This window comes from Streptomyces chartreusis NRRL 3882 (assembly GCF_900236475.1).
GTDB lineage: Bacteria > Actinomycetota > Actinomycetes > Streptomycetales > Streptomycetaceae > Streptomyces > Streptomyces chartreusis_D.
Window position 1 is genome coordinate 3,257,201 of the sequence record NZ_LT963352.1, and the last position, 18,786, is coordinate 3,275,986.

Genomic DNA, 18,786 nt, shown 5'->3' on the forward strand with positions numbered 1-18,786 from the left:
CAGGGGTGATTCGTGTGACGCGGGTGGCCGTCGTTCAGATCACGCGCAGGGCGGATTCCCCCTAGCGCAGCGACACGTAGACCTCTGCGGAGGGGGTGAAGGGCAGACCCGGACCGCGAGTTCGCCGAGCACTTGCACCGTGCCCTCGTCGGGAGCGTCTTCCGCGAACCGTGGAGGAGTCACGGTTACCGCCGGCATCACCCGGAGGAGCCGCTGAAGAGCGTTACCGATCCTTGTACGCCCCGTCGTGCACCTTCTGCGGTCAGCACCGGGTGTAGGGCGTCATGGCGCCCACTCCTGCGCGGCGTTCCTCGTAGTGACCGGCAGGCTCGGGTCGAAGGCCAGTCGCGCCAGGGCTTCACGGCTGTCCGGCACGTCATCCGTGCGGTGGAGGAACCAGATGGCCTCCTGCACCGCGTTGCCGCACCGGGCGCACCGCTCGGCGAGCTCCGCAGCCCAGAGGGCCGTCGCCGACAGAACAGCCGGTTCCTCTTCGCCTGCCGTTCCGCCGCCTTGCGGGAGGTCAGCGAGCCAGCGGAAGACGGCTGCGGTGACCCGTTCAGCGATCTTCGTACACCAGACGTTGGCGAAGGCCTCGGCGTCCATGCCGTGAAATTCGAAGCCCAACGACTGGCACTCGCGCCACGCCTCCCTCATTCGCTCGCGAGTGACCAGCCGTGGGTACGGCATCAGGGCGCGCACCACCTCGGCGATGGCACTGCAGTCCGCCAGAGCGTCACTCCACATCTGCGCGTCATCCGGCACCGGCTCGACAGTCAGACACGCCTCCAGTGCTGAACGCGCCTGCACGAGACTGTGGGAATCCGGCGCGGCCGCGCCCCAGCCGAAGTCGTTCTGCCAGGAATGGGGAAGGCCCTGCAGCCCTTCGGGCAGCAGCGGCTCCTCGTCGGGGGTGACTTCCCGGGCCCGAACCTCGTACACCGAACGGCGCAGCCCGAGAAGCCGGGAACGCACATAGGGGCGGACGTCCCGGACCTCGTCGTCGTTTACGAGCTCCCGCAGGGCCTGTTCGCCGCGCGGACGGCCCAGCGAGACAAGCATGCGCACCGCCGCCTCGACCGCCACGCCGACCCGCACGAACGCTGCTGCGAGCAGCGCGGCGTCTTCAGCCTCCGCATCGTCCGGCAATCCGGCGGTGGTTGCACGCTCGATGAAAGCGAAGGCGTCGTACGCCAGCGCCTGGCGCACCGAGGCGGCCCATTCCGCCGCCACCCTGTCGACCCGATGTTCAGTCGGTTGCTCAGGCACCGTGGGGATGCCCATGTCAGCCCAGGCTCCGACCACCTGCACCACTCGCTCCCGAGTGACCTGGGAGGTAGTCGGCATGGTTCGGGTCAGCCAGGCGTCTGCCTCGTCCAAGGTGTGGTCATCGCGGTCGTCGTAGGAGTCCCGTAGTTCCTCGTCCCAGTCGTGCACACTCTGCCGTCGGTCGGGCAGGCACGCGCGCAGCACGTACCGAGCCTGCTCACGGTCCTCCTCCGTAGGGGCAAGTTCCTCCAGAGCCTGAGACCTGCGGTATGTCAGATCGTGCCAGGGCGGTGGCAGCTCGCGCATGGCGGCGGGCAGCAGGTAGGTATCCACGAGTCGCCCTCCGTTTGCGCGCCCAGCAAGCTCGAGGGCTGAGTCTGCGAAGTGGCCGGGGTCGGGGTCAAGGACCAGCCACTAGGGCACTCAGCGGCCGCATTGGATAGAGTCGGCACTGGACACGCGCCGTGGGAGCCCTTCTCCGAACTCCGGCACCTTCATTGGGCCCGTGATTGCATGTCGTGGTCAGCCCTCTTTGACGTCCGGAGTGTGTAGCCTGTCAGAGCTCTCTTCCCTGAGCGTGGAGCCCCAGTAGATATCTCGGACGAGGAATGATCTGCACCCTCCGTCCCGCCGAAGTTGAAGAGACACCCCCACGCCTCGTCGTCCCGCCCCAATTGCAGGTCCAGAAGGTCGACTGTCATCTCCCAGTGTCCGTCGGCCGAGACCTCCAAGGACGTGCCGCGCTCCTTCTCGTCCTCGTGGGCTCACCATGGAACACTCCTTGGACGCCGACACCACCACCAGCGCTCGGTCTTCTCCTCATTCCCGGGTTCGGTGCATGCACGGAAGATGCCGTCCAATCGCGTCACAGAGGATCGCAGGCCGCCGGCGTATACGTCGTCGACCTCGCGCACGAGACGCGCCAAAGTGTCCCGGGCCTCCAGATCACGCCGGAAGAGGTCTTCCCGGTACCGGCCAGAAGGGCTCCAGTCGGACTCCAACCGGCGCACCAGCCTCTCCCACACGCGCAGGCTGTAGTGGACACGCCCTTCGACGCTCGCCGCCGTGTCCGTCGGATACGTGGCCAGGAAGGCATCGGAGAGAGGCGTCCCCATAGGCTCGTATTCGAGAGCTTCGGGGAGCCACTCCACCTTCGCGCGAGGGAGATCGGGCACCTTCTCCTCCACCGCGTCGACCCGGTATCTCGTGTCCTCGTCGGAGTCGATCGCCTCCAGTCGGCATCTCACGACTCGTCCATCCGGCACCGCGACCCAGTATGCGGAGTCCAGGTCGATGTCCATCGAGGGGTAGAGGACCGAGGTCGTCGTACGGACCGCGAGCCCTTGTGCCAAGTCCGCCTCACTGAGAGCTCCCGCCGTCTCGTCGTCGACGTAGATGTCGAGCTCCAGCGCCAGGTCACCGGGCGGCAGCACGCGGTACGTGCACAGAACAGGTGAGTCCCAGCGACGCGCTTCCTGTTCACCGTCCGTGTCAGCGACGTCGACCGCTTCGCGCGTCACGGACAGCAAATGAGCCAGCGCCCCGCGGAGCCGCGACGGCTCTGATTCCGCGACGGTGAAAAGATTCGCGATCACTTGTACGTCCCGTCATATACCGGCTTGGCCTTCGCGACCTTGTCCGGATTCTTGACGAACTTCGGATCGCGCTGCAGTTGCTGCGATTTGCTGAGATCACCCTTGTTCCGCACGATCTCCTTCAGAGCAGCGTATTCAATGCGGTCCATGTCGACCAAGGCAGGGCGGGAGACCGGAAAGACGGTTCCGGTGTCCTCTACTCGATACGTCCGTCCGTTGATCTCGTACGTGTTCTTGTCCGGCAGCAGCTTGGCACGCCCCTTCGCTATTGCCTCGATGTCCGCGCGGACCAGATCCTCGTTACCTCGGAGGATGACGGTGTTGCGTTCCTTGACCTGACCGCTGCCCGCTCCGCTACGGTGTGCCGCTTGTCGGGGAACCTCAGCTTCTTCCCAGCCGCCGGACCGGGAACATCGTCTGTGGCCTGCCACTCGGTGGCCGGCTTATTGCTGGCGTTCTTGTTCTCCGCCTCGTCGGCGGCCTTGTCGGCCTCGTCGGCCTGCTTGCGAGCGTCCTGGGCCTGCTGCTTGGCCGCGTCCGCTGCCTTGTCGAAGGATTCACCGACCTCGGCCAGCTTCTTGAACGGAGGGTGTCGGCGTCGAGCTCGAGGGCTACGCGTATCACGGGCGGCGCGAAGACCACCGTCGCGACGTCGGCCGCTTTCCGAGGTGCGGATCGTGCTGCGGTTCACCGCGGAGGAGGTGTTCCACTCCCCCGCGACGGTGATCGCCACCATCCGGCGGGCGCTGGGGGGCGAGTCGGCGCCGGGCAAGCTGAGGGCGGAGGCGGACGCTCGGAATTCCTCGCGCTTCCGGTGCCCGGCTCCTTGCCCGCCCACTTCTTGAGCCTCTCGACCTGATCGGCGAAGTCCGCCTTGCGCGTGGCCGAGCCGGCGTTCTCCGGGCGAGTTGACCCGGTCCCATACGCAGCCGACCGGGTCGCTGACGAAGTCCATGGTGAGATCGCCGCCTCCAACTCTCCGAGGAGCGCAGCTGTGCGGTCCTCCTGAGTCTCCGCGTGATCCTCGTCGTACGTCATGCCCCCCAGATAACGAGCCGCACTGTCACGACTTCAAGCGTTGCCCTGCGCCGCCTCGGACAGCAAGCGTGTCGCTTCGGCCACGGCGACGTTCCGGTCGATGTAGCGCGTGGCGAGGTCCAGGGCCCAGGGGGCGAAGTGGTCCTCTTGCCAAAGCCAGGAGAGAATTGCTTCCGCGGTCCAGGCACCGATGCGCGCGGCCCACCGGTCGCTGAACTCTTCAGGCCCTTCGTCTTGCACATCCAGCCCCAGCTGCTTGCACTCATACCAGCCCTCGGCCATGCGCTCTCGGGTGACGAGCCTGGTATCAGGCATCAGATCTCGCAGAACCATACGGATCTCCAGCCAATCGGGGCGCTCATCCTCATCCTCGTCCCAGTCCCCCTCCCACTCGGGAACGGGCTCCGGAAACGGCAGCCTCATGCTGGGCAGAAGGGCTTCGAGAACAGCGCGGGCTTGAGCGAAGCGCTCCTGCTTCGGTTCCTCCTCGATCTCCCAGCCACCATGCCAACCGAAGGTCAGGTCTCGAACCACCTCTGGCAGCAACAGCTCCTCGTCCCCGACAGGACGGCCAGCCATCGCCTGATACTTCGGCTCACGTAGACGCCTCAGCCACCAGCGGCCCCAGCGTCGATCTCCCTCGTTCACACGCGTGTCAGGCACCAGTCGTGCCAGCGCCTGCTCGCCGTACGGCACACCCAGTTGGAACAGGAGGCTGATCGCGTCGTGCGCCGCGAGTCCGGCGCGCACACACGCCTCGGCAAGAACGGCTGCCTCAGCGGTGGCCGTCACTCGGCCGCGCTCGGCGGCTTCCTTCAGAGAAGACAGCAGACCACGGATGCGGGACGAAGCCGCCCTACGGGCACGGTGGGCGATGAAGAGCCGCCGCTGCCCGTCAGTAAGCGGAAGGTCAGGCTCCCTCTCAAAACGCTCGTAGAGTCCGTGCAACTCTTCGGAGGTCCAGTAGCCCTCGGTGCTCGGCGGAGCATCGGCCATCGCTGCCGCCAGCTCCCCGAGGATCTCGGCAGCCTGCTGATCGTCGGTCATGAGACCCCCAAGTACTGCATCGCTGTCTTCGGGTCCTTCATCTTGCCGGAGTGGATGGCCTCGTACTTTTCGGTATCGCTTTTGGCGTTCCAGGCGTCGTCCATCGCCTTCAGCTGCGCGGGGGACACGTCCTGGCCGGCGATGCGCGCTCCCACGCCGTGCTTGGCCATCTCCGACGCGGGCGTACCGTCGGGGCGTACCTTCGGCTCGTTTGCGGCCTTCTGAGACTTGGTCTGCTTCTTGTACTGGAACTTGTCGAAGATCTTCTGCCAGTCCTTGGTGGTGGCGATTTCGTAGCGGGCCACACGGCCCGGCGCCGCCTTCTGCCAGTTGCCCAACCGTTCTGCCTGGGCAGGCAGAGATGCCTGAGTTGTCGCGTTTCCTCGGTTCTTGACCTCCGCGACATGGACCTTGCCGTCCTTGCCGCGGTAGGCCACGTCGGCGTCCGGGATCCCAGAGAGGTCGATCTCGCCGCCCAGGCCGTCCGGGAGCTTCGTCAGTTTGGCCTCCTCGCCGACCGACGAGTACACCGTGCTGCCGTCTGCCGCCTCGGTCTGCGCCACGCGCTTGGTGGTGTTCGCCTCGGCAAGTTCTCCGCAAGCTTGTCCTTGTCCTGGGAGTTCAGCACCTTGGCCCCCAGCTTTCCCCGGCTGAGGGGATCGATGTTCTTTTGGTCCATCAGCTCCGAAACATCCGCGATGGCGTCGGCCGCCGCCTTGCTGGTCGGAGATCCGGTCGCGGTGCTGCCGGTGTTGTTCCATCTGCTGTGGACGCACGAGCTGGTGGTGGACGTGTCCGTGCCGCTGCACGTGGAATCGGTTGTCTCGTTGGGGAGGGATCTGTGATGGCGGGACGTGATGTCTCCGTGCTGCGGCCGGGTGACTGGATCGCCTATGACGGGGGCGACCACCAGGTCGTCGCCTTGGCCGGGACGTCGGTACGGCTTCGCTCGGAAGACGGGACCGAGTCTGTGGTGCTGGCCTCGTTCCTGATGGCGGCGCCGGACTTCTCGGTCACCGGGACGGAGCCGCTGCCCGGGCTGGAGCCGCCTGGGCTGCTGGCGTCGTTGCCGGATCCGGTGCGGGATGCGGCACGCGAGTGGGAGCGCCATGTCGTGGAGGTCGAGACGGGGCTGCCGCCCGGTGCCGAGCCGGGCACGTTCCCGCGGCCCGAGTACGACCCGGCGTCGTGGTCGCTGGTGGAGCGGGCACAGGCGAAGGCGGACGAGCTGGGGATGAGCCTGCGTACGGTGCAGGGCCGGCGGGCGCGCTACGCCCAGCAGGGGTCGTGGGGGCTGGTCGACCAGCGGGCCGTGCGGATGTCGGAGGCGACGGGACGCGCGGATGCCCGTCTGGTGGCGGCGATCCGGGAGGCTCTGGACGCGGAGACGTCCGCTTCGACGGGGACGCGGCCGAGGCTGATCCGCCGGGTGGTCAAGATGGTGGAGGCCACGCACGGTGAGGGGGTGGTGCCGCTTCCGAGCAAGAACACCTTCTACAAGCTCATCGACGCGCTCTCCACTGGCCGACACACCTTCGGCTCGGCGGTCACGCGCAGGCAGACCGCGAACCGCCCGCAGGGTCCGTTCACCCCGACGTTCGCGGACAGGCCGGGCGAACAAGTACAGATCGACTCCACCTCGCTGGATGTGATGGTGGTACTCGACTCCGGGCTGACGGTCCGCGCGGATCTGACGATCGCGGTCGATGTCGCGACGCGGACGATCTGCGCGGCGGTGCTGCGACCAGTGGGCACCAAGGCGGTGGACGCCTCGCTGCTGCTGGCGCGGATGCTGGTGCCGGAGCCGATGCGGCCGGGCTGGTCGGGTTCGTTGCGGATGGCGGCGTCGCGGATGCCGCACCGGCGGCTGCTGGACGTGGATACGCGGATGGAGCAGGCCGCCGCGCGACCGGTGATCGTGCCGGACACGGTCGTCATCGACGGCGGGAAGGTGTTCATCTCCGACACGTTCATCCGGGCCTGTGACCGGCTCGGGATCTCGGTGCAGCGGGCTCGTCCGCGCACGCCGACCGACAAGGCGATCGTGGAGGCGACGTTCTCGGCGATCAACACATTGTTCGTGCAGCATCTGGCCGGCTACACGGGCCCGAACGTCTCGCGTCGCGGCGATCGGGTCGAGGAGCGGGCGGTGTGGACGATCCCTGACCTTCAGGAACTGTTGGACGAGTGGATCCTGGCCGGGTGGCAGGCCAGACCGCACGACAGTCTGCGCGATCCGTTCCGTCCGAAGAAGTCGGTGTCGCCGAACGACAAGTACGCCTCGCTGGTCGCGGCCTGCGGCTACCTGCCGCTCGTGCTGCGCGGTGAGGACTACCTGGAGTTGTTGCCGGTGGCCTGGCGGGCGGTCAACGACTACGGCATCCGGATCAGCTACCGCACCTACGACTGCGCCGAGCTGGGGCCGTACCGGCGTCAGCACTCCGGCATCACCGCCAAACGCGGGCTGTGGGAGGTGCACTACGACCCCTACGACCTGTCGCAGGTGTTCGTACGCACGCAACAGGGCTGGATCACGGTCCCCTGGGTGCACCTGCCGCTGGTGAACGGGCCGTTCGCCGACTTCACCTGGCAGCATGCCCGCCGCCTGGCCGCCGAGGCCGGACTGGACGACACCAATGAGGCCGCGGTCGCACGCGTTCTGGACGAGCTGCTCACCCGCGGCGAGCACGGCCCAGACACCCGGTCGGCCAAGGTGGCTGGACGCACCCGCGTCGCTGCCGCCGTCCGTGCGCAGGCCACGGCGCCCGAGACCGAGACGGAGCCCGAACCGGAGCCTGAGGCATTGTCTCCGGTGCCGGTGGCGGATTTCGGCGTCTTCGACGCCCATGCCGAAGCTGAAAGATGGATATGAGCAAGCGTAAGACGACCTCCCCGGCCGGTACCCAGGAGCTCGATGGTGGCGATTCGGCGCCGCCGGACAATCCGCTGATCACAAAGGAAGGGTGGGGCCGTTTCGTCGGGCACGAGCCGATCCCGCCCCGGTTGCTGACGGCGGCCGAATGGACGGCACTGACCCCGCGCGAGCGCGTGCGCGAGCAGGAGCGTCTCCGGGAGTACCACGCGGACCTGCCGATGGTGAACACCCCGACCATCCGCAAGGTCGTCGCCACCTCGCGGCTGCTGATCCAGCTCAACCGCAACCAGATCTCCGCCCGTCGCGGCGTGTTCCTCTCCGGTTCCTCCGGCACCGGTAAGACGACTGCCCTGACCCAGTTGGGCCGAGCCCATGAACTGGCCGTCCGCAAGCGGTATCCCCGCGACGTGAACCGGCTGCCGGTCGTCTACGTCACCGTTCCGCCCGCAGCGACCCCGAAGATGCTGGCGATGGAGTTCGCCCGGTTCTTCGGGCTGGCCTTCCCCAGCCGGGCGAATGTCACCGATATTGTGGACGCAGTCTGCGCGACCGCCGCCCATGTCCACGTCGACCTGGTTCTCGTCGACGAGCTGCACAACCTCAACCTGGCCACCCGGTCCGGCGCCGAAGCCTCCGACCAGCTGAAGTACTTCGCCGAACGCCTGCCGCCACGTTCGCCTACGCGGGCATCGACATCGAATCGGCGGGGCTGTTCGCCGGCACCCGGGGGCGTCAGATCGCAGGACGGTTCGTCGTCGTCCCGGCCACGCCGTTCTCCCATGCGACCGCGATGGAGCAGGAGGAGTGGCGAGCGCTGGTGGGCACCCTGGAGTCCATGCTCCGGCTGCGCGAGCACCGCCCGGGAACGCTCACCGGGCTGAGCGAGTTCCTCTTCCACCGCACCGGCAGCATGATCGGCAGCCTGTCCCAGCTCATCCGCGGCGCGGCGGTCCTCGCCATCGAGGACGGCAGTGAACGCATCACCGAAGAACTCCTCACGCTCGTGCCGGTCGACTACGCCGCCGAACAGTCCGAGAAACGCACCACCCCTGCCAAGCGCACCACCCGTCGGAGGCACGCGGCCTGATGCTCCTGCGCCGTCTTCCCGATCCCGTGCCTCCCGCCCGGCACGAAATCCCCGTTCCTACATCAGACGTCTCGCCAACCTTCATGGCCTGGACGTCAGCGACCTCTGGGTCCAGGTCACCCAACGGGAGAAGTCCCACGGTATGCGCCGCGTGGTCGTCTCCAAGCGGCTCGCCACCCTCACCGGCCGCAGTGTTCACGCACTCGCCGGAGCCATGCCTGAGCTGCGCGATCCGCAGCGGACTGGCGGATGTTCCGCCACACCCCGCAGACCGGCTGCCGCCTCTGCGACGCCCGGCACCCCGGCGGCGTGGTGCTCCGGCTCCTGCCCCACCACCGCTACGTCTGCCTGCGTCACCGCACCTGGATCGGCCCTCCGGACGCGGACTGGCCCGCGGCCGACCTGAGCGAACTGCCCGACATCGTCCACGCCCAGCGCCGGCACCTTCGCCTCCTGCACCGCCGTGGTGTGCCGTTGACGTTCGACGCGGTGCTGACCGCCTTCAGCTTCTGCGGACACATCTGGAACTCCGCCGACGACCACCCCAAGCAACGCGGCCCCGACCACATCTGGCACACCTGGGACGCCCGCACGCGGGTCTTGATACCGGAGGACGACGAGGCCCTCATGTACGGCTCGTACAGCACATCCAAGCTGTTCGCCGCCGTCCACCCCGAGGCCGTGAGCCTGGCCGTCATCATCGCTTCACCCTACTGGCGCCGCGTCGCGGACGCGCGATCACCACGGGAGCGGGAGCGCTTCCTCCAGGAGATCAGCACCCACATCACCTACCCCTACGACGACGCCTCCGTATTCGGCGACGCCATAGGGCACTGGAGCAACACCGACTCCTGGCGCCCACCCTCCCAGCCCCTACGGACCTACTCACCCGCGAGAGCGACGGGCTCTCCCCCACCACTCCACAGGGCCCAGTCCCGACGGGACGAGAAAAGCGCCGCAAACGCAGGGTCGGGGCCACCCTGCTCGGCCACAAGCACATCAGACCCGTCATCACGCGCGAGTGGCGACCGGACTACGAACGGATCGACGGCGCCATCTGGCACAGCACACGCGTCGACGAAGACATCCAGGCAGAAACAGCCCGTGAGAGAGCCGAACTGGGCGACTACCTCCTGAAAATCCGCGCCGCACAAGCCAAGGCACAAGCCGACGCAGCAGGCATCCGCGGCCGATAACCGATGCGGGCACGTGACTGCGGACCTTGGGGACAAGTATCCAGAGCTCCGGGGCGCCTGAGTGTTGCACCAGAGCAGGATCGGATGACCGACCTGAGCAACCTGGCCGGCCAAAAGCCCCGTATACGCTTCAAAATTACTCGCCGGTATGCCATGAAAAGGATGCCACCCCATCGAAGGCAGCAAGCCATTCGACAGCAGGTTCGAGACAGAACGATCAGGCGCCGCAGTGCCCACATATCCGGAACGAAGCATTCCCGATCTCGGTTCCACCTGGGGCTTCCCAGACTGAATGAGACCATCGAGCCGACCAAACGTGAATCGAGTCACACGCGACGGGTCACGCACACGGCTTAGGGTGGCGATATCGATCACGGGCCACGGGGTTCCCCTCCCACCTCAATGTGGGCGTGTGCGATGTTCCAACCGATAGGCCCATTTTCGAGTAAACCCACTAACGGGGATGCCGAGGTGTTGGCGTGCAAAGAAACACTTTGAAACACCGGATTCTCATCACCGGAGGCGCCGGATTCATCGGTGGCCACCTTGCCCGCGCACTGGTGGCGTCCGGGGAAGAAGTAACAGTCCTGGACGACCTGCGTGTGCCGCCGATGATCCCGCCGGAAGGCACCGGAAAGTTCTTAGAAAAACCCGTCTTAGAGTTAGAGGAAAGGGATCTCTCTGACGTACGCCTCGTCTACCACCTGGCGTCGCACAAGAGTGTTCCTCGCTCCTTCAAACAGCCGCTCGACTATCTCGACAACGTGGACTCGGGCCGCCACCTGCTGGCTCTCTGCACGAGCGTTGGCGTGCCGAAGGTGGTCGTCGGGAGTACGTGCGAGGTCTACGGCCAGGCCGACACACTACCGACACCCGAAGATAGCCCTCTATCCCCGCGCTCGCCCTACGCCGCGAGCAAGGTCGGGCTGGAGATGGTGGCCGGGGCCCACCAGCGCGCCTCAGTCGCTCCCGAGGTGGGCATCGTTCGCTTCTTCAACGTCTACGGCCCCGGCGAGCGGCCCGACGCCCTCGTACCCCGGCTCTGCGCCAACCTCCTGACCAGGAACGAACTGCCTGTCGAGGGCGACGGTGAGCAGCGTCGCGACTTCACCTACATCACGGATGTCGTGGACAAACTCGTCGCGCTGGCGAACCGACCACTGCCCTCAGTTGTCAACTTCGGTTCCGGCCAGTCCCTCTCCGTGAACGACGTCATCCGGATCCTGCAGGCGACCTCTCCGGCGGCCGAGGTCGCCCGGAAGCAGCCTCGGCCGAACGAAATCACGGAGTTCCGGGCGGACACCGCCTTGCAGACGCGGCAGATCGGAGAGAGGTCCGGCGGGATCGGAATCGAGGAAGGCATTCGCCTCACTCTCGAATGGTGGCAGTCGCGGGACCTTGACGACATACGCCAGCGTATCTTCCAAGAGGAGGGGGCCGACTGATGACCGGCTACACCGCACCTGTACGCGCCAGTCTGGATGTCACTTACGCATGCGACCTGCGCTGCATCCACTGCCGCACGAACACCGGGGAGATCCCCGTCCACATCCGCCGCAAGATGCTGTCCATCGAGCAGTTGCAGGACATCATGCTCCAACTGGACCGGATGGGGACATTCGAGATCACCCTCACCGGTGGGGAGCCGACGATCCGCAAGGGCTTCTGGCAGCTCCTGGACGTCGTTCCGAAGCTGCGCCATTCGACCGTCACTCTCATCACGAACGCGGCAGCGCACACGCGGGAACAGCTCGACCGCATCGTGGACAGCGGCATTTCGTCCATCCGGGTCAGCATGGACGGCACGCGGGAGACGTTCGCCGCCGTACGGCTCATGGACGTGTTCGACACCGTCGTGGAGAACTCGATCTACCTCCGCGACCGTGTGCGCAGTTTCAAGGTGCTGACCACGGTCATGAAGACCAACCAGCACAACGTGTTCGACCTCGCGCACTACCTGCGAGCCCACGGCTTCCGGCGCCAGGACCTCATCCTGGTCCGGGCGCACGGCCGCGGTGGCCGCAACCGTCTGCTCCTGACAGAGGAGGAGACCATGGCGGTCCACCGCAAGGTGACCGAGTTCAAGCGGGACGTGCCGGCCACGGACTTCGACCTGAACCTCAACGCGCCCTACCTGGTCCCGGGCGAGAAGCTGCGCCCCTTCCAGGACGTCGTCATGTTCCCCTACCTGGTGCGCGACAGCAGCATCGCGATCTCCGCCACAGGCGACGTGACCATGAGCCGCCTCTACAGTGCCGCGCCCTTGGGGAACACCAAGGATGCTCCCGTGCAAGAGATCTGGACGCAGGGGCAGCAGCAGCTCGTCCAAGAGCAGGAGGAGTTCACCGAGGAGCGTCTGCGCGAGATCTTCTGGGACTTCGCGACCAGTGACGGACCGGACGGTCCCCCGCTCACCTCGCTGCTGGACCGGCAGATCTTCGAAGGCGCGGAGGTGAGGTAGGCCTTGTCCAGGGAGGCCCTCATACGCCTGTACGACCTCACGCCGTCCCAGCCTCTGCTCGACGCTCTGAGCCCTGCCACCGCATCGCGGGATATCGCTCCTGTCGTTCCCCGGTTCAAAGGGGCCGCTGGGCCACGAGCCCAGTCCTTCGTCGAACTGCACCGGGAAGGGACGCTTCTGGGCCGGTGTGGCATCAACGTCAAGGGCCCGGGCACAGTCGGCGCCTGCGAGGTGGCGGCCGTGGTCGCCCCGGCGGAGCGGGCGGGCATGCACTGGCTTCTCGTCCATGTCGCACTCGAGCGGCTTCAGTGGCTGGGGTATGCCTACGCGATGACGGAAGTCAGCGAATACGCGGACCACTTCCCGTCGGTGCTGCGGCAGGCGGCGTGGTGGATTCCCGATTCCAGCGAACGCAAGAGCGCGGCGGCGCGGGACGACAAGAGCCTGGAATGGGCGGATCTCTTCATCGACTTCCGGACCTGGACGCCAAGTTCTACTCCCACGTCTCTTACGGTCAACGGCCGAGACCTGTGGGTGCGTCGTCCCGAAGCGAGTGAGGAACTGCTGATTGTCGACTGGCTCAGAGAGACCTTCGGCGGAGGCTGGGCGAGCGAGATCCACCGGTCGTTCTCACGGGATCCGATCTCGTCTGTGATCGTGGTCGACCGGAACAAGGAACTGCCGCCCAAGGACCGCTTGCTCGGCTTCCTTGCCTACGACACTGCGCGGCTCGGGATGCTGTCTGCGATTGCGCTCGTGCCCGAGACACGCGGTCGCGATCTGTCCTTGGCGACAGCGCTCATCGAGGAGTGCCTGCGCGAAGCGCGAGCCAGCGGCATGACCTATGCCGTGCTGGGAGGCGTAGGCAACGCCCGCTTGGCGGCTCTTCGCACATTCAGCGCTCTATGGACCATCCCTGGCTCGTGCCCGGGAATCTTCGGGAGGGGTGTTCGGAACTAATGGAGATCATCTTCACTGTCTCCGATCAGGTATGGGGCGGCAAACACCGCTACATGCACGACATGGCGCTCGGGCTGGCGCAGGCAGGCCATACGGTCACCGTCCTCGCGGAGGAGGGTGGAGCCATGCTTCAGCAGTGCCGTGCCGCCGGGGTAACGACCGTGAGTGTGCCGGCGTTCGCCAGCGACGACGCGGCCGAGGCGGTTCGCAAGGCGCTGCGGCATCGTCGTCCTCATATCGTGTGTGTCTCCGGCCGCGCGGACGCCGCCGCAGTCCACCACGCCCAGTCGCAGGGCGTGACTGATGCCGCCGTGTGCCTGTTCCGGCACTCGGCGTTCCCTCTGGGAACCACCGACGAGGTGCGCGACCTATTCACCGGCGTGAACCTGGTCTTCACCACGTCACTGGAACAGCGGCAACGCCAGTTCGAGCCGCTGATCAACGCCGGTGTCTTGAAGGACGAACAGGTCGAGATACTCACCAGTGGCGTCGGGGAGCCTCTGCTCGCGGCTCTGGACGCCGCCGACCGCGGCGCCGCTCGAAAGGAACTCCGAGCCGAATCGGACCAGTTCGTCTTCCTCGTGCTGGCCCGCCTGGCCTGGGAGAAGGGCATCGACCAGGTGATCGACGCCTTCGCTGACCTGGAGCTGCCGCCGGACGCCGCGCCCCCGCTGCTGGTGGTCGCGGGTGAGGGGCCGCTGGAGGCAGAACTACGAGGCCAGACCATCGAACGGGGTGTAGCCGAACGGGTCCAATTCCTCGGCCACCAGGACCACGTCGCCCCGGTGATCAAGGCCAGTGACGCCGTGGTCCTCACCAGCACGGTTCCCGAGACCGGCCCGCTCGCGCTCAAGGAGGCCATGGCCGCCGGCCGCCCCGTCATCGCCTCTGTCCAGGGCGGCATCCCGGAGTTCGTCGAGGACGAGCGGCACGGTCTGCTGGTCATCGACGACGAGGACCTGCGGCAGGCGATGCAGCGGCTCCTGAGCGACCGCGAAGCCGCCGAGACCATGGGAGCCGCCGGATCCGAGTCGGTTCGCGGCGGACATCGTGCAGTACGACGCGTGGAGTACCTCGCCCACCGTCTCGATCTCCTGGCCCTGGAACAGCTCGCCCCGGACACGGTCCTTCACGAAGTGGTGTGGGACGACGTACGGCTGCGTGAAGAGACACAAGGCGGCTTCGTCTTCGTGCCGCGTACATCGCACATCATGGAACTGGACAGCGCTACGTACGCTGTCGTGCGCACCGCGGTCGAAGCCGGTGACCCACTCCAGTTGATCAAGCTCCCCGAAGAGACGCTCGGTGTGATTGCACACCGGCTCTACGCCATGGGCGCGCTGGTCCGGCAGGATGGTCAGGCGACGCCTGCGGCCCGCACCGCGGACGGCGAACGACCGGTTACGGAGCCCGCGTGAAGGTCCTGGTCATCGCCGCACACCCGGATGACGAGGTTCTCGGTGCCGGGGCCACGGTGTCGGCATTGAGCCAGCAGGGCGCAGTGGTCCAGATCCACATCCTCGCCGAGGGTATCTCGCTGCGGCATTCGGGCGTGAAGATCGAGGAGGCGCGGGAACGCTGCCAGGTGGCGGCCAAGGATCTCGGTGCGGCCGAGGTGTCGTTCGGCGGTCTGGCGGCCGACGGACGCCTCCTGGCCGACCTCCCTCAGCGACAGGTCGTCGATGCGGTTAGCCACGCCCTGCGTGAGGCAGAGCCCGAAGTGGTCTTCACTCACCACCCTGGCGACATCCACGCGGACCACCGCAGCGTCGCCCATGCAGTGGGGTACGGCACCCGCATCCTCGGCTCCGGCTCCGTTCGGCAGGTGCTGCACTTCGAGGTCCTGTCTTCCACGGAACAGCAAACGGGCCTGGTGGCGCCGTTCACCCCCAACCTGTTCTACGACGTCACCGGGCACGTCGAAGCCAAGTGCCGGGCACTTGCCGCCTACCCGTACGAGCTGTACGACCCGCCCCACCCTCGCTCCCTGGCGGCCGTTCGGACGCTGGCCTCATACCGGGGGACGCAGGTGGGGGTGGAAGCGGCTGAGGCATTCATGATCGGACGAGAACTACGCGGCCCCATGGCAGCGGTTCCCAGTGGAGTTGATGTGCGATGAGAGTGCTCGTGACTGGGGGTGCCGGGTATGTGGGCTCCTTCACCGTACGGCGCCTCCTTGCGGCCGGCCACGAGGTCGTGGTTGTCGACAACCTCAGCACGGGCCGCCGCGAAGCAGTCCGTGGCTGCCGCCTACACGTGGTGGACATCCTCGATATCGCCAGCATGGGCACGGTCTTCGAGGAGTTCCACCCTGAGGCCGTGATCCACTTCGCGGCCCTGAAATCCTCTGAAGAGTCGCTGCGTGACATCAACACGTACTTCTCCGTCAACCTGACGGGGACGCAGAACGTGCTCGCCCTGTGCGCACGCACCGGGGTGGAGCGCTTTGTCTTCTCCTCCTCGTGCGCCGTGTATGGCACCCCGCAAATCTGCCCGGTGGATGAGACCGCGCCCGTACGGCCCGAAAGTCCGTACGGAGAGACGAAGTACCTGTGCGAGCGCGTGATCGCCTCCTACGCGCAGGCCACAGGGATGCGCTACGCCAACCTGCGGTACTTCAACGCGGCAGGTGCGGCCGACGACGCTTCCCTGGGAGAGTACGCGGGCCCGGCATCAACCCAACTCCTACCGGTGGCCATACGCTCAACCCTGGGCCTGGCGCCCACCCTGCGGATCTTCGGCAACGACTACCCGACGACCGACGGGACGGCTCTGCGCGACTACATCCACGTCGAGGATCTCGCCCAGGCCCACGTGCGGGTCCTGGAGGGTCTGCAAAAAGGCAGTCAGTGCGGGCCGGTGAACCTGGGCCGCGGCCAGCCCGTCAGCGTGCGCGAGCTGATCGATGTCTTGCACGACGTCTCCGGGAAGGAGACCCCGGTTGCCATGGCGCCCCGCCGTCCAGGGGACCCAGGTCTGTCCTGGGCCGATCCGAGTCTGGCGCTGAGCCGATTCGGCTGGCGAGCAGAACGCGACCTTGACCACATCGTTCGTACGGCGTGGAACTGGCACACCAGTACCCCCGCGTCGCTGGAGTGACATGCACCTCTACCTACTGCGCCACGCCGAGGACCGTTCCGGAAAGTTCGACCCGCACCAGGATCGCCTGACCGAGCGAGGACGCCGACAGGCGCAGGAAGCGGCTCATTGGCTGGCTGAGCGGCGTCCCACAGAGCTTCGCACCAGTGTGCTTCCCCGCGCCCAGCAGACAGCCGACATCGTCGCGGCGCACACCGGCCTTGCCGCACGGGAGGATCCGCGCCTCAATGAGATCGTCTGGTCTCCGGTCGCGGGTGAGTTCCTGCCGAACCCGCGGGAGGACCGGCTCCATCCGCCGCCACCGGGGGCGGAATCATGGAATGTGTTCATGACGCGGGTCGCCACATGCATGAGCGAGCTGTGTCATCAGGCGTCGGAGGACCAGCGGATTGTGTTGGTCACCCACAGTGGCTTCTTCGACGCTGTCAATGAACTGCTGTGTGGCGGGACCGGCAGGGTGGAGCTGCTGGTTGCGCACGCTGGGATCACACACTGGCAGTACCGTCCCGGAGACTCGGGTGGCGCCTGGCTTCTGCACCAACACAATGTCACCTTCGCCCCACAGACCCTGATGGATCACGGATCCCTGAGCACAGCGGAGTTGAGCGCATGAGCGGGCGGCGCAGGCGTATGGTCGTCATCTGTGTCGACGGCGGGCTTCCCGGGATCATCCGCGAGCACGACTTCTTCAATCTGAGCCGGGCCCTGCCGACACTTCCCGGCACTGCCGTGCACGAGCTGCGCAGCATCTACCCCTCGTCAACAGCGCCCTCCCACGCGTCCTTTCTTACCGGGACGTACCCGAGCGGGCACGGGATCGTGGGGAACCGCTTCTGGGAGCGGGAGAGTGTTGAGGAGATCCGCCGACGCTCGGACGATCCGCTTTCATCTTTTCACCCCTACGAGGAAAGCTCGCTCACCGCACCGAGCCTGCTCGACTGGTTTGCCCGGCAAGGGGCGTCGGCCGCCGCCGTCCATTTCCCGCAGACCTTCTCCCGCAACGCCCAGCTCGCGATCCCCAGCTGCTACTGCTTGTACGCCCCAGCCCGGAACCTCGTCGTCCCGCTCGGACCGACCGTTGACGGGGCGGCCGAGGGCGTGGTGCAGCTCTCCTACCTGGGACACGAGGTGGCCTTGTATCTCCGGGTCGATCAGCAGACGAACGTGATCACGGTGGGAAGCCACCGAGAGACCGCTGTCGTGGCCGACAGCCTCCGGCCCACGCGGCTGGACATCCCCGTTTCTTCGGGTTCCGTGTCCGTGGCGGTCTCCTGCCGCAGGCTCGACGAAGGCCAGATCGAGGTGCGTCTGGGAACCGCCGTTATCACCCTGGGATTCGGCGGGCTCGATATGCCGGACCGCGCCGGTGACGGGCCCGCGTCCCTGTACGTCGAATACACCGCCAATCCAGGCCACACGTTCCACGAATCGCCTCGGGCCGAGTGGGTGGAACAGACCGCCCTCGACGTCCTGAAGCAGCATGACCCAGATGTCCTGTTCGTGCGCTTCAACCAGGCCGACCATGCTCAGGAGTTCCTCTACTGGCATGCGGTCCGAGGCAGCTCCGGTGAACGAAGTCGCGCATGGCAGCAGATCCTTGACGTCTACGCCCGGATCGACGCCTGCGTGATGCGGCTCGCCCAGGCCGCCGGTGAGCACGCGGAGTTCCTGTTCTTCTCCGACCACGGCATCGACTACGTCGAGACCCACCTGCGCCCGAACCACGTGCTGGCGGACCTCGGGCTCGCCGACCGCATGGTTTTCCAGGGTGACAGCAACTGCGCCTACCTGTACGCCGACGCACCTGTGCCACCAGCGGAGAAAAAGCGCCTCGACCAGGCCCTGCACGCACTCGATCCTTCCATCGGCGTGCTCACTCCAGCCGAGCAGGACCGGTTGAAGTTGCCGGTAGGGAGCCCGAGGCTGGGCCGTCTCACGGTGACCTGCGGCCCGCACACCGAATTCCAGTACAGCGACGCGACACCGAGGGAGAGCGTGGCCTCCGCATCACACGGTTACCTGCCCAGCGACTCGGCCATGAGCGGCTTCTTCCGCTGCTTCGGCCAGGCAGCAGCGCGGCCGGCTCCCCCCAAGGACATCACGGGGGCCGCAACCGCGGTCCGCAGCATCTGGCGCCAAGCGGCGCGGGAGATGTGAGC

The 18,786-nt window shown here is 66.7% G+C and carries 18 protein-coding genes; 13 read left to right on the forward strand and 5 right to left on the reverse strand.

All coding sequences use genetic code 11. The features are described from left to right. Positions 1 to 282: 282 nt before the first annotated feature. From SCNRRL3882_RS14410 to SCNRRL3882_RS14425, 5 genes are all read right to left on the reverse strand, one after another. The gene (locus SCNRRL3882_RS14410) at positions 283 to 1,602 is read right to left on the reverse strand and encodes a hypothetical protein (protein WP_010045828.1); all 1,320 of its coding nucleotides are present in this window, start codon (positions 1,600 to 1,602) and stop codon (positions 283 to 285) included. 431 nt (positions 1,603 to 2,033) lie between these two features. Then, positions 2,034 to 2,864 (reverse strand): hypothetical protein, encoded by an 831-nt coding sequence (locus tag SCNRRL3882_RS14415; RefSeq protein ID WP_010045826.1) that lies wholly within the window; start codon positions 2,862 to 2,864, stop codon positions 2,034 to 2,036. Further along, positions 2,861 to 3,295 (reverse strand): hypothetical protein, encoded by a 435-nt coding sequence (locus tag SCNRRL3882_RS40770; protein WP_158688456.1) that lies wholly within the window; start codon positions 3,293 to 3,295, stop codon positions 2,861 to 2,863. The genes SCNRRL3882_RS14415 and SCNRRL3882_RS40770 overlap by 4 nt, the downstream gene beginning before the upstream one ends. A gap of 640 nt (positions 3,296 to 3,935) precedes the next feature. After that, complete coding sequence (locus tag SCNRRL3882_RS14420; RefSeq protein ID WP_010045823.1) at positions 3,936 to 4,949, reverse strand: hypothetical protein; 1,014 nt, start codon at positions 4,947 to 4,949, stop codon at positions 3,936 to 3,938. Then, a complete protein-coding gene (locus SCNRRL3882_RS14425; protein WP_010045821.1) occupies positions 4,946 to 5,512 on the reverse strand; it encodes a hypothetical protein in 567 nt (188 codons plus the stop codon). Before SCNRRL3882_RS14425 ends, SCNRRL3882_RS14420 begins: the two co-directional genes overlap by 4 nt. A gap of 135 nt (positions 5,513 to 5,647) precedes the next feature. On the opposite strand from SCNRRL3882_RS14425, the gene SCNRRL3882_RS14430 reads away from it, so the two are divergent. The 13 genes from SCNRRL3882_RS14430 (at position 5,648) to SCNRRL3882_RS14485 (ending at position 18,784) form a co-directional block, all read left to right on the forward strand. Then, complete coding sequence (locus SCNRRL3882_RS14430; RefSeq protein ID WP_173937215.1) at positions 5,648 to 5,794, forward strand: hypothetical protein; 147 nt, start codon at positions 5,648 to 5,650, stop codon at positions 5,792 to 5,794. Further along, positions 5,794 to 7,821 carry a Mu transposase C-terminal domain-containing protein gene (locus SCNRRL3882_RS14435; protein ID WP_010045817.1) on the forward strand — a complete coding sequence of 676 codons (2,028 nt, stop codon included), beginning with the start codon at positions 5,794 to 5,796 and terminating at the stop codon, positions 7,819 to 7,821. The genes SCNRRL3882_RS14430 and SCNRRL3882_RS14435 overlap by 1 nt, the downstream gene beginning before the upstream one ends. Continuing rightward, positions 7,818 to 8,705: an AAA family ATPase gene (locus SCNRRL3882_RS14440; RefSeq protein ID WP_231911123.1), complete on the forward strand. Its 888-nt coding sequence runs from the start codon at positions 7,818 to 7,820 to the stop codon at positions 8,703 to 8,705. Before SCNRRL3882_RS14435 ends, SCNRRL3882_RS14440 begins: the two co-directional genes overlap by 4 nt. Further along, positions 8,660 to 8,911: a hypothetical protein gene (locus SCNRRL3882_RS41725; RefSeq protein WP_231911124.1), complete on the forward strand. Its 252-nt coding sequence runs from the start codon at positions 8,660 to 8,662 to the stop codon at positions 8,909 to 8,911. The genes SCNRRL3882_RS14440 and SCNRRL3882_RS41725 overlap by 46 nt, the downstream gene beginning before the upstream one ends. Before the next feature lie 309 nt (positions 8,912 to 9,220). Continuing rightward, complete coding sequence (locus tag SCNRRL3882_RS14445; RefSeq protein WP_158688455.1) at positions 9,221 to 10,048, forward strand: hypothetical protein; 828 nt, start codon at positions 9,221 to 9,223, stop codon at positions 10,046 to 10,048. A gap of 538 nt (positions 10,049 to 10,586) precedes the next feature. After that, on the forward strand, positions 10,587 to 11,552 hold the full coding sequence (gene tunA / locus SCNRRL3882_RS14450) for a UDP-N-acetyl-alpha-D-glucosamine 5,6-dehydratase TunA (protein WP_102514799.1): 966 nt from the start codon (positions 10,587 to 10,589) through the stop codon (positions 11,550 to 11,552). Continuing rightward, positions 11,552 to 12,568, forward strand: coding sequence for a radical SAM protein (locus SCNRRL3882_RS14455; protein WP_010045812.1), 1,017 nt, complete (start codon positions 11,552 to 11,554; stop codon positions 12,566 to 12,568). The genes tunA and SCNRRL3882_RS14455 overlap by 1 nt, the downstream gene beginning before the upstream one ends. A gap of 3 nt (positions 12,569 to 12,571) precedes the next feature. Then, positions 12,572 to 13,528 carry an N-acetyl-D-glucosaminyl-tunicaminyl-uracil acyltransferase TunC gene (gene tunC, locus SCNRRL3882_RS14460; protein WP_010045810.1) on the forward strand — a complete coding sequence of 319 codons (957 nt, stop codon included), beginning with the start codon at positions 12,572 to 12,574 and terminating at the stop codon, positions 13,526 to 13,528. After that, positions 13,528 to 14,946, forward strand: coding sequence for a glycosyltransferase family 4 protein (locus SCNRRL3882_RS14465; protein WP_010045809.1), 1,419 nt, complete (start codon positions 13,528 to 13,530; stop codon positions 14,944 to 14,946). Before tunC ends, SCNRRL3882_RS14465 begins: the two co-directional genes overlap by 1 nt. Next, entirely contained in the window at positions 14,943 to 15,647 is a 705-nt protein-coding gene (locus tag SCNRRL3882_RS14470) for a PIG-L deacetylase family protein (protein WP_010045808.1), read from the forward strand. The genes SCNRRL3882_RS14465 and SCNRRL3882_RS14470 overlap by 4 nt, the downstream gene beginning before the upstream one ends. Then, entirely contained in the window at positions 15,644 to 16,627 is a 984-nt protein-coding gene (gene galE / locus SCNRRL3882_RS14475) for a UDP-glucose 4-epimerase GalE (protein ID WP_010045806.1), read from the forward strand. The genes SCNRRL3882_RS14470 and galE overlap by 4 nt, the downstream gene beginning before the upstream one ends. A 1-nt stretch (position 16,628) precedes the next feature. Continuing rightward, entirely contained in the window at positions 16,629 to 17,240 is a 612-nt protein-coding gene (locus SCNRRL3882_RS14480; RefSeq protein ID WP_078602943.1) for a histidine phosphatase family protein, read from the forward strand. Continuing rightward, the gene (locus tag SCNRRL3882_RS14485; protein ID WP_029181580.1) at positions 17,237 to 18,784 is read left to right on the forward strand and encodes an alkaline phosphatase family protein; all 1,548 of its coding nucleotides are present in this window, start codon (positions 17,237 to 17,239) and stop codon (positions 18,782 to 18,784) included. Before SCNRRL3882_RS14480 ends, SCNRRL3882_RS14485 begins: the two co-directional genes overlap by 4 nt. Positions 18,785 to 18,786 lie beyond the last annotated feature (2 nt).

What these genes read in the sequence shown, in the direction of transcription:
- SCNRRL3882_RS14420 (WP_010045823.1), bottom strand. Translation starts at nt 4,949, where the DNA reads ATGACCGACGATCAGCAGGCTGCCGAGATCCTCGGGGAGCTGGCGGCA.
- SCNRRL3882_RS14430 (WP_173937215.1), top strand. Translation starts at nt 5,648, where the DNA reads ATGGCGTCGGCCGCCGCCTTGCTGGTCGGAGATCCGGTCGCGGTGCTG.
- SCNRRL3882_RS14435 (WP_010045817.1), top strand. Translation starts at nt 5,794, where the DNA reads ATGGCGGGACGTGATGTCTCCGTGCTGCGGCCGGGTGACTGGATCGCC.
- SCNRRL3882_RS14440 (WP_231911123.1), top strand. Translation starts at nt 7,818, where the DNA reads ATGAGCAAGCGTAAGACGACCTCCCCGGCCGGTACCCAGGAGCTCGAT.
- SCNRRL3882_RS41725 (WP_231911124.1), top strand. Translation starts at nt 8,660, where the DNA reads ATGCTCCGGCTGCGCGAGCACCGCCCGGGAACGCTCACCGGGCTGAGC.
- SCNRRL3882_RS14455 (WP_010045812.1), top strand. Translation starts at nt 11,552, where the DNA reads ATGACCGGCTACACCGCACCTGTACGCGCCAGTCTGGATGTCACTTAC.
- SCNRRL3882_RS14465 (WP_010045809.1), top strand. Translation starts at nt 13,528, where the DNA reads ATGGAGATCATCTTCACTGTCTCCGATCAGGTATGGGGCGGCAAACAC.
- galE (WP_010045806.1), top strand. Translation starts at nt 15,644, where the DNA reads ATGAGAGTGCTCGTGACTGGGGGTGCCGGGTATGTGGGCTCCTTCACC.
- SCNRRL3882_RS14480 (WP_078602943.1), top strand. Translation starts at nt 16,629, where the DNA reads ATGCACCTCTACCTACTGCGCCACGCCGAGGACCGTTCCGGAAAGTTC.
- SCNRRL3882_RS14485 (WP_029181580.1), top strand. Translation starts at nt 17,237, where the DNA reads ATGAGCGGGCGGCGCAGGCGTATGGTCGTCATCTGTGTCGACGGCGGG.